This window comes from Pseudomonas sp. SDO5591_S426, assembly GCF_054070755.1.
In genome coordinates this window covers 1-10,544 of record NZ_JBSVXD010000186.1, presented here as the reverse complement: position 1 = coordinate 10,544, position 10,544 = coordinate 1, and the positions used below count along the sequence as shown (strand labels likewise).

Genomic DNA, 10,544 nt, shown 5'->3' with positions numbered 1-10,544 from the left:
ATGACCCTGTAGGAGCTGCCGCAGGCTGCGATCTTTTTGCTTTAAAGGGGCGCAGGCTCCTGCGCCGGCTTGGACTTGTCGATCCCCGGAACCAGCAGTTTGCCCTCGGCCACTTGATCGCCTTCAAGCTGGGGCTGCGTGACCCAGGTCAGGATGTCGTAGTAGCGACGGATGTTCGCCACGAAATGCACCGGCTCGCCGCCACGGGCGTAGCCGTAACGGGTCTTGCTGTACCACTTCTTCTCGGACAGACGCGGCAGGATTTTCTTCACGTCCAGCCATTTATCCGGGTTCAACCCTTCCTTGGCCGCCAGCTTGCGCGCGTCATCCAGGTGACCACTGCCGACGTTGTAGGCGGCGAGTGCAAACCAGGTGCGATCCGGTTCCTGGATCGAATCGTCCAGTTGTTCCTTCATATAAGCCAGGTACTTCGCCCCGCCCATGATGCTCTGCTTGGGGTCGAGGCGGTTGGACACGCCCATCGCCTGCGCGGTGTTCTGGGTCAGCATCATCAAACCGCGCACACCGGTCTTCGAGGTCACGGCGGGTTGCCACAGGGACTCCTGATAACCGACCGCGGCCAGCAGGCGCCAGTCGACTTTCTCTATCTTGGCGTAGGCCTTGAAGTGCTTCTCGTACTTGGGCAGGCGTTGCTGCAAGTGCTGGGCGAAAGTGGTGGCGCCCATGTAGCCAAGGACGTCGACGTGGCCGTAGTAACGGTCCTTGAGGCGTTGCAGGGTGCCGTTCTTCTTGACCTTGTCGAGGTAATCGTTGATTTCGTTGAGCAGGCTATTGTCGTCGCCTGCCGCCACTGCCCAGCTCTGGTTGTTGGCGTCACCGAGGTCGAAGGCGACCCGGATGTTGGTGAAGTACACCTGGTTCATCGCGACTTCATTGGAGTCGACCAGGGTCAGGTCGATCTGGCCTTCGTCGACCATGCGCAACAGGTCGACCACTTCAACCTGGTCGGATTCTTCGTACTCGATGCCGGGGAATTTCTTTTTCAGCTCCGCCAGTTGCTCGGCGTGGGTGCTGCCCTTGAGCACCATGATCTTCTTGCCCACAAGGTCTTTCGCGTCGGTGGGGCGCGACTGGCCGTTGCGGTAGATGACCTGCGGGGTGACTTCCAGATAGGAGTGGGAGAAGCGCACCTGTTTCTTGCGGTCGTCACTGCTGACCAGGCCGGCAGCCGCCAGCACCGGGCCGTTCGGTTTACCAATCTGATTGAACAGGTCGTCGAGGTTATCGGCGGTCTCGATCTTCAGTTCGACCCCCAGATCGTCGGCGAAACGCTTCACCAGCTCGTATTCGAAGCCGGTTTCACCGTTGCGATCCTGAAAGTAGGTGGCGGGGCTGTTTCGGGTGACCACCCGCAGCACACCATCCTCCTTTACGCGCTCCAGCGTGTTGGGTTTATCAACACAGCCACTGAGCATCAGGAAGAGTCCGGTTGCGATCAGCCATTTGGCGTACCGCGGACGCAAAGCCGTTGGGAAAAACATGTGCGCAGTATACGCAAAGGACCACGGGCGCCATATCTCGACAGTGAAGGGGTTGTCTGCTAGAGATCACAAAACCGAGCAAAACCCCGCAGGAATGGGCCTTGCCCGCATTTTGTTACAGTAAAAATAAGCTAGGGTCACACACCCAATTAACCTGACTTTCGAGGCAGAAACACAGAATGGCACCCGAGTGCAACCGTGCGTAGCGTTTCGGGTGATGTCGCTGGCTGTTTAGGCTAGAATGCACGGCCTCAAAGCACACCCCTTCCCGAGGCTGTCCCGAAGATGTTGATCCTGCGCGGCGCTCCTGCCCTTTCTGCCTTTCGCCACAGCAAGCTCCTTGAGCAACTGAGCCAGAAGGTCCCGGCTGTCAGTGGCCTGTATGCTGAATTCGCTCACTTCGCCGAAGTTACCGGCGTCCTGACCGGCGACGAACAGCAGGTGCTTGCGCGCCTTCTGAAGTACGGTCCAAGCGTTCCGGTCCAGGAGCCGACCGGTCGTCTGTTCCTGGTGTTGCCGCGTTTCGGCACCATCTCGCCATGGTCGAGCAAGGCCAGCGACATCGCTCGCAACTGCGGCCTGAGCAAGATCCAGCGCCTGGAGCGCGGTATTGCGTTCTACGTTGCCGGCCAGTTCAGCGACGCTGAAGCGCAACTGATCGCCGACGCGTTGCACGACCGCATGACCCAGATCGTCCTGGGCAACCTCGAACAGGCCGCCGGCCTGTTCAGCCACGCCGAGCCAAAACCCCTGACCGCGATCGACGTGTTGGGTGGCGGCCGCGCCGCGCTGGAAAAAGCCAACACCGAGCTGGGCCTGGCCCTGGCCGAAGACGAGATCGATTACCTGGTCAACGCCTTCGTCGGCTTGAAGCGCAACCCGCACGACATCGAACTGATGATGTTCGCCCAGGCGAACTCCGAGCACTGCCGTCACAAGATCTTCAACGCCAGTTGGGACATCGACGGCGAGAGCCAGGAAAAAAGCCTGTTCGGCATGATCAAGAACACCTACGTGATGCACAGCGAAGGCGTTCTGTCGGCTTATAAAGACAACGCTTCGGTGATCGTCGGCTCCGTGGCCGGTCGTTTCTTCCCGGACCCTGAGACCCGCCAGTACGGCGCGGTGCAGGAGCCGGTGCACATCCTGATGAAAGTCGAAACTCACAACCACCCGACCGCGATTGCCCCGTTCCCGGGCGCATCCACCGGTTCCGGTGGCGAGATCCGCGACGAAGGCGCGACCGGTCGCGGCGCCAAGCCAAAGGCTGGCCTGACCGGTTTCACCGTGTCCAACCTGCAAATCCCGGGCTTCGAACAGCCGTGGGAAGTGCCGTACGGCAAGCCTGAACGCATCGTTACCGCGCTGGACATCATGATCGAAGGCCCGCTCGGCGGCGCTGCGTTCAACAACGAATTCGGTCGTCCAGCCCTGACTGGCTACTTCCGTACCTTCGAACAATCGATCACCACCCCGCACGGTGACGAAGTTCGCGGATACCACAAGCCGATCATGCTGGCCGGCGGCATGGGCAACATCCGTGAAGAACACGTCAAGAAAGGCGAGATCCTCGTCGGCTCCAAGCTGATCGTGCTCGGCGGCCCGGCGATGCTGATCGGCCTGGGCGGCGGCGCGGCTTCCTCCATGGCCACCGGCACCAGCTCGGCGGACCTGGACTTCGCTTCGGTACAGCGCGAAAACCCTGAGATGGAACGTCGCTGCCAGGAAGTCATCGACCGTTGCTGGCAACTGGGCGACAAGAACCCGATCAGCTTCATCCACGACGTGGGTGCCGGTGGTCTGTCCAACGCCTTCCCGGAACTGGTCAACGACGGCGACCGCGGTGGCCGTTTCGAACTGCGCAACATTCCAAACGACGAGCCGGGCATGGCCCCGCACGAAATCTGGTCCAACGAATCCCAGGAACGTTACGTTCTGGCCGTCGGCCCGGCTGACTTCGAGCGCTTCAAGGCGATCTGCGAACGTGAGCGTTGCCCGTTTGCCGTAGTCGGTGAAGCCACCGCCGAACCGCAACTGACCGTGACCGACAGCCACTTCGGCAACAGCCCGGTGGACATGCCGCTGGAAGTGTTGTTGGGCAAGGCTCCACGCATGCACCGTTCGGTGGTTCGAGAAAATGAACTTGGCGACGATTTCGATCCGTCGACCCTCGACATCGGCAACTGCGTCGAGCGCGTTCTGCACCACCCGGCCGTGGCCAGCAAGAGCTTCCTGATCACCATCGGCGACCGCACCATCACCGGCCTCGTGGCCCGTGACCAAATGGTCGGCCCGTGGCAGGTTCCGGTGGCCGACGTTGCCGTCACCGCCACGAGCTTCGACGTCTACACCGGTGAAGCCATGGCGATGGGCGAGCGTACTCCGCTGGCATTGCTGGACGCTCCGGCGTCGGGCCGCATGGCCATCGGCGAAACCCTGACCAACATCGCCGCTTCGCGCATCGGCAAGATCTCCGACATCAAACTGTCGGCGAACTGGATGTCGGCGGCCGGTCACCCGGGTGAAGATGCACGCCTGTACGACACCGTGAAAGCGGTCGGCATGGAACTGTGCCCTGAGCTGGGCATCACCATTCCGGTGGGCAAGGACTCGATGTCAATGGCCACCCGTTGGAACGACGAAGGCGTGGACAAGTCCGTGACTTCGCCGATGTCCCTGATCGTGACCGGTTTCGCGCCAGTGACTGACATCCGTCAGACCCTGACCCCGCAACTGCGCATGGACAAGGGCACTACCGACCTGATCCTGATCGACCTCGGTCGTGGCCAGAACCGCATGGGCGCCTCGATCCTCGCGCAGGTTCACGGCAAGCTCGGCATGCACGCTCCGGACGTCGATGACGCCGAAGACCTGAAAGCCTTCTTCGCGGTGATCCAGGGCCTCAACGCCGACGGTCACCTGCTGGCTTACCACGACCGTTCCGACGGTGGTCTGCTGACCAGCGTTGTCGAGATGGCCTTCGCCGGTCACTGCGGTCTGAGCCTGAACCTCGACGGTCTGGCGGAAACTTCCGCCGACATCGCCGCGATCCTGTTCAACGAAGAACTGGGTGCCGTGATCCAGGTTCGCCAGGACGCCACGCCGGACATCCTTGCTCAGTTCAGCGCTGCCGGCCTGGGCGACTGCGTGTCGGTCATCGGTCAGCCGATCAACAATGGCGAGATCAACATCACCTTCAACGGTGACACCGTGTTCGAAGGCCAGCGTCGTCTGCTGCAACGCCAGTGGGCCGAGACCAGCTACCAGATCCAGCGTCTGCGTGACAACGCCGACTGCGCCGATCAGGAATTCGACGTGCTGCTGGAAGAAGACAACCCGGGCCTGAGCGTCAAGCTCAGCTACGACGTCAACCAGGACGTTGCCGCGCCTTACATCAAGAAAGGCATTCGTCCTCAGGTTGCCGTACTGCGTGAGCAGGGCGTCAACGGTCAGGTGGAAATGGCAGCGGCGTTCGACCGCGCCGGTTTCAACGCGATCGACGTGCACATGAGCGACATTCTGGCCGGCCGTGTCGACCTGAACGAGTTCAAGGGCATGGTCGCTTGCGGCGGTTTCTCCTACGGCGACGTATTGGGTGCCGGTGAAGGCTGGGCGAAATCGGCGCTGTTCAACAGCCGTGCCCGCGATGCGTTCCAGGGTTTCTTCGAGCGTAACGACAGCTTCACCCTCGGCGTGTGCAACGGTTGCCAGATGATGTCCAACCTGCACGAGCTGATCCCGGGCAGTGAGTTCTGGCCGCACTTCGTGCGTAACCGTTCCGAGCAGTTCGAAGCCCGTGTTGCGATGGTGCAGATCCAGGAGTCGAACTCGATCTTCCTGCAAGGCATGGCCGGTTCGCGTATGCCGATCGCCATTGCTCACGGCGAAGGTCATGCCGAGTTCTCCAGCGAAGAAGCACTGCTGGAAGCCGACCTGTCGGGTTGCGTGGCGATGCGTTTCGTCGACAACCACGGCAAGGTCACCGAAAACTACCCGGCCAACCCGAACGGCTCGCCGCGCGGGATCACCGGTTTGACCAGCCGCGACGGTCGCGTAACGATCATGATGCCGCACCCGGAGCGTGTGTTCCGCGCCGTGCAGAACTCGTGGCGTTCGGATGAGTGGAACGAAGATGCACCGCTGATTCGCATGTTCCGTAACGCTCGCGTGTGGGTGAACTAAGCGCCGTGTACAAGCTGAGTTTTTTTGTTCCCGACAGTCATGTCGAAGTGGTCAAAAGTGCTGTGTTCGCCGCTGGTGGTGGTCGAATCGGTGCCTATGACCACTGTGCGTGGCAGGTGCTTGGCACTGGCCAGTTTCGTCCGCTGGACGGCAGTCAGCCGTTCATTGGCGAAGCGGGGCAGGTCGAGCAGGTCGAGGAATGGAAAGTTGAGCTTGTGGTGGCCGATGAGTTGATTCGCTCGGTGGTGGCGGCTCTGAAACAGAGCCATCCCTACGAGACACCGGCTTATGAAGTGTGGCGGTTGGAGGATTTCTGATTCTCTGGCTGCTGAAATGAAAAACCCGCTGAGAGTGATTTCAGCGGGTTTTTTATTGTTTTGAATTCCCCTGTAGAAGCTGCCGAAGGCTGCGATCTTTTGATTTTGTTTTTTAAGATCAAGGTCAAAAGATCGCAGCCTGCGGCAGCTCCACCATGTTCGTTGTGGATTAGACCTTGGCACTCACCTCACTGCGATTGACCAACGCTTCCAGCGCATCACTCAAGCTCGGCGCCTTGTCGCCAACCAGCAGATGCCAGATACCACCCTCCAACTGACTCACACCCTGACACCCAAGCGTCTTCAACTCACACTCCGACAACACCTTGCCATCCGCCAGTTGCAGACGAATCCGGGTCATGGCCACGCAGTCCAGTTGCAGCACATTGTCGCCACCGCCGAGGGCGTTCAACCATTGCTGGGCCTCAGGTGTCGCCACGGCGGCAGGAGGCGGTGCGTCGACAGCGACCGCCGGGGTAGAGATCAGCGCGCGACCCAGCGCCGGCATCGCCAGGCGAATCTCGTCGGCAATGCTGTCGGCCATCGGCCCGACCACCACCTGCAAACTCCCGCCCTTGCCGGGGCGGACCACGGCTATGGCGCCGAGTGCTTTCAAATCCGCGTCGGAGGCTTTGTTGCGATCCACCATGTCCAGGCGCAAGCGTGTGGTGCAGGCGCCGACGGTGATCAGGTTTTCCGCGCCGCCCAAGGCCTTGATGTAAGCGCCGGCCCGCTCGTTGTCGGCGACAACGACTTGCTCGGCGGCTGCGACGCCTTCACGGCCCGGGGTTTTCAGGTCGAAGCGGCGGATACAGAAATCAAACACGACGTAGTAGATGACGGCGTACGCCAGGCCAACCGGGAACACCAGCCAGCCGTTGGTGGATTTGCCCCAGCCGAGAACCATGTCGATGAAGCCGCCGGAGAAGGTGAACCCCAAATGGATGTTCAGCGCATTGGTGACGGCCATCGCCAGACCGGTCAACAAGGCGTGCAGCAAAAACAGTAGCGGCGCGAGGAACATGAAGGCGAATTCGATCGGCTCGGTCACGCCGGTCAAAAATGCAGTCAGCGCCATCGAAAGGAAGATCCCGCCCATGATTTTGCGGCGTTCCGGCAGGGCGTTGCGGTACATCGCCAGGCACGCGGCGGGCAGACCGAAGATCATCATCGGGAACATGCCGGTCATGAACTGGCCGCCTTTCGGGTCGCCGGCAAAGTAGCGCGACAGATCGCCAGTCACCAGTGCGCCGGTGGTTGGGTCGGTGAAGTTACCGAACACGAACCACGCCATGTTATTGAGGATATGGTGCAGGCCGGTGACGATCAGCAGGCGGTTGAACACGCCGAAGATAAACGCACCGAAGCTGCCGCTTTCCATCATCAACGTGCCGAAGCTGTTGATGCCTTGCTGGATCGGCGGCCAGATGTAGCCGAAAACCACGCCCAGGCCGACCGCGGCGAACCCGGTGACAATCGGCACAAAACGCCGCCCACCAAAGAACGCCAGATATTCCGGCAACTTGATGTCCTTGAAGCGGTTGTACAGCGCGCCCGCCATCAAGCCGCTGACGATCCCGGCGAGCATGCCCATGTTGATGCTCGCATCCAGCACCTTGAGCGTGGAGATCATCACCAGATAGCCAATGACACCGGCAAGGCCTGCCGTGCCGTTATTGTCCTTGGCGAACCCGACCGCGATGCCGATGGCGAAGATCATCGCCAGGTTGGCGAAGATCACTTGGCCGGCATCGTGGATGATCGCGATGTTCAGCAAGTCGGTGTCGCCCAGGCGCAGCAACAGGCCGGCAATCGGCAGGATCGCAATCGGCAGCATCAGCGCGCGGCCGAGGCGCTGCAGGCCTTCAATGAAAAGTTGGTACATGGCGGTTCTCCCTGGATTCTTTTTGTTCTTTAGCTCAGAGGCCAATGCTGATGACAGGCGTGACGCACCGCGCTGGCGCTGCTCAGTTTGAGCAGGTCGTGGCTGATGCGCCGGCATTCGCTGGCGTCGAGGTGGCGCACGCGGTCCTTGATTTCACCGATCTGCACCGGGCTCACCGACAGTTCACTCACGCCCAGCCCGATCAGCACGGGCGTCGCCAGCGGATCAGACGCCAGTGCCCCGCAGACTCCGACCCAACGCTGATGCTGCGCAGCACCGGCGCAGGTTTGGGCGATCAGTCGCAGTAATGCCGGGTGCATCGCATCGACTCGCGAAGCAAGACCGGCGTGGTCACGGTCCATGGCCAGTGTGTATTGCGACAGGTCGTTGGTGCCGATGGACAGGAAGTCCGCGTGCTCCGCCAGTTGCTCGGCGAGCAGCGCGGCGGCCGGGACTTCGATCATGACGCCCAGCTCCGGGCGTTGCGTCAGGCCGAGTTCGGTGCACAAGGCGTCGAGACGCTGGCGGATGTGCAGCAGCTCATCGACTTCGGTCACCATCGGCAACAGGATCCGGCAACGCGACAGCGGCGTGACGTGCAGCAGGGCGCGCAGTTGCTGGTCGAGGATTTCCGGGCGAGCCTGAGCCAGGCGAATACCGCGCAATCCCAACACCGGGTTGGCTTCGGCAGGCAATGGCAGATAGTCGAGTTGCTTGTCGCCGCCGACGTCGATGGTGCGGATGATCACCGACTTGTCGCCCATGGCATCGAGTACAGCTTGATAGGCGTGATGCTGTTCCAGTTCGTCCGGCGCGGTGTGGCGGTCGACGAACAAAAACTCGGTTCGCAGCAGACCGACGCCATCCGCGCCGTTGGCCAAGGCATCGGCGGCTTCGGCACTGGAGGCTACGTTGGCCGCGACTTCAATGCGCACACCATCAAGGGTGTTTGCCGGGGTGTGCGCCTGCGCCTGTTGCTCGGTGCGGCGCTGTTGTTGAGCACGTTGCGCGTCACGCACTTCGGCCAGACGTTCGGCAGTCGGGATCAGTTCGAGGCGACCGCCGTCGGCATCCAGCACCACCGCTTGGCCCTGCTCCTGATCCAGCAGCGACGAACCCAGGGCAACCATGCAGGGCAAGCCTTTGCCCCGCGCAAGTATCGCCACGTGAGAGGTCGCGCCACCCTCGGCCATGCACAACCCGGCCACGCCTTGCTGACTCAGTTGCAGCAGGTCGGATGGGGTCAACTCATGGGCCGCGACGATGGCACCCGGTGGCACATCGTAATGCCAGGCTTCGCCGAGCAGGGCGCGCAGCACCCGTTGCTTGAGGTCGCGCAGGTCGTTGGCGCGTTCGGCCAGCAGTGAACTGCCGAGTTGCTGGAGCACGTCGCACTGTGCGTCGATCGACTGGCTCCAGGCATGGGTTGCGGCCGTGCCGAGTTCTATGGAGTGATCGGCGGCGTCGAGCAATGCCGGGTCTTCCAGCAGCGCGAGGTGCGCGGCGAAGATGGCCTCTTCGTCAGTGCTTTTGTGTTTTCTGGCCAGGGCCAGGGTGCCGGCGATTTCACTGCGCACCTGGGTTAGCGCAGTGTCGAGGGCTTGTCGTTGTTGCACCGGATCATTGTGCCCGGCATCCGCCGGCAGGCTGATCGAATTCAGGCGAAACAGCGGTCCGCCGACCAACCCCGGTGCTGCGCAGACACCGTGCAATACACCCGCTTCAGCCGCACGATTGCGCTGGGCCATCGGTGCTGGCGTGGCGGCGTGATGTTCTTCGGCCAACGCTGTGGACAAGGCGATCAACAAGGCTTGCAGCGCGGCTTCGGCGTCCGGGCCCTGGCAGCTGACCTGAACTTCTTCCTGCTCGCCGATGGCCAAACCCATGAGACCGATCAGGCTGTCACAGGTCGCCGATTTGCCGGCGAAATGCAGCTGCGATTTGCTCTTGAAACCTTGCGCGGTCTGACGAATCAGCGCTGCGGGACGTGCGTGCAAACCGCCGCGATGGGCGATGCGGATGTGGCCGATCTGCTCTTCGCCAACAAACTCCACTTCAGAATGAGCGCCAACGCCGTTGCGGCGAATGATGTGCAACAACGGCTCGCCGACCTTCACCGATTTGAGCGTGATGGGCCGAGCCTGAAAGTCCTGGCTGTTGGTGAGGATCAGCAGGCTGACCAGGCTTTTGCACTGTTGCGCGACCTTGTCCTGGTCGTAGCGCAGCAGCGGCTGGCCGTTGGCAACCCGCGCACCTTCCTGCACCAGCATGGTAAAGCCCTGGCCTTGCAGCTCGACGGTATCGAGGCCCAGGTGCAACAGCAATTCGGCGCCGTTGTCGGCACGCAGGGTCACGGCATGGCCGGTGCGCGCGACGTGTACCACGACACCGGCGCAGGGCGCGTGCAGGGTGTCGTTCAGCGGGTCGATAGCGATCCCGTCACCCATGGCGCCGCTGGCGAACACCGCATCCGGAACTTTGGCGAGCGTGAGCACCGGGCCGCTGAGCGGGGCGCTGAGGGTCAGCTCTTTATTGTTTTTGTGCATGGCTCGGTCTCATCAGGAAAACTACGATTCGGAAATCTGGCCCGGTCTCTCTTGTAGGAGCTGTCGAGTGAAACGAGGCTGCGATCTTTTTAAATGCAAGATCAAAAGATCG

At 61.6% G+C, this 10,544-nt stretch carries 5 protein-coding genes; 2 read left to right on the top strand and 3 right to left on the bottom strand.

The genetic code is table 11. From position 1 onward, the window contains the following. Window positions 1–41: 41 nt before the first annotated feature. Complete coding sequence (mltF, locus tag ACW9JC_RS25115; RefSeq protein WP_457458331.1) at window positions 42–1,502, bottom strand: membrane-bound lytic murein transglycosylase MltF; 1,461 nt, start codon at window positions 1,500–1,502, stop codon at window positions 42–44. 285 nt (window positions 1,503–1,787) lie between these two features. Between mltF and purL the strand changes: the two genes are divergently transcribed. Both purL and ACW9JC_RS25105 read left to right on the top strand, forming a co-directional pair. Next, entirely contained in the window at window positions 1,788–5,684 is a 3,897-nt protein-coding gene (gene purL, locus ACW9JC_RS25110; protein WP_457458329.1) for a phosphoribosylformylglycinamidine synthase, read from the top strand. 5 nt (window positions 5,685–5,689) lie between these two features. Continuing rightward, window positions 5,690–6,001: a Nif3-like dinuclear metal center hexameric protein gene (locus tag ACW9JC_RS25105; RefSeq protein WP_057716278.1), complete on the top strand. Its 312-nt coding sequence runs from the start codon at window positions 5,690–5,692 to the stop codon at window positions 5,999–6,001. A 169-nt stretch (window positions 6,002–6,170) separates the two neighbouring features. Here ACW9JC_RS25105 and nagE read toward each other — a convergent pair whose 3' ends face one another. Then, the gene (gene nagE, locus ACW9JC_RS25100; protein ID WP_457458327.1) at window positions 6,171–7,886 is read right to left on the bottom strand and encodes an N-acetylglucosamine-specific PTS transporter subunit IIBC; all 1,716 of its coding nucleotides are present in this window, start codon (window positions 7,884–7,886) and stop codon (window positions 6,171–6,173) included. A 29-nt stretch (window positions 7,887–7,915) separates the two neighbouring features. Beyond that, window positions 7,916–10,432: a phosphoenolpyruvate--protein phosphotransferase gene (gene ptsP / locus ACW9JC_RS25095; RefSeq protein WP_457458325.1), complete on the bottom strand. Its 2,517-nt coding sequence runs from the start codon at window positions 10,430–10,432 to the stop codon at window positions 7,916–7,918. Between the last annotated feature and the right edge of the window lie 112 nt (window positions 10,433–10,544).

Bases quoted from the DNA above. Each gene is read 5' to 3' on its own strand.
- mltF (WP_457458331.1), bottom strand. From the start codon at position 1,502: ATGTTTTTCCCAACGGCTTTGCGTCCGCGGTACGCCAAATGGCTGATC.
- purL (WP_457458329.1), top strand. From the start codon at position 1,788: ATGTTGATCCTGCGCGGCGCTCCTGCCCTTTCTGCCTTTCGCCACAGC.
- nagE (WP_457458327.1), bottom strand. From the start codon at position 7,886: ATGTACCAACTTTTCATTGAAGGCCTGCAGCGCCTCGGCCGCGCGCTG.
- ptsP (WP_457458325.1), bottom strand. From the start codon at position 10,432: ATGCACAAAAACAATAAAGAGCTGACCCTCAGCGCCCCGCTCAGCGGC.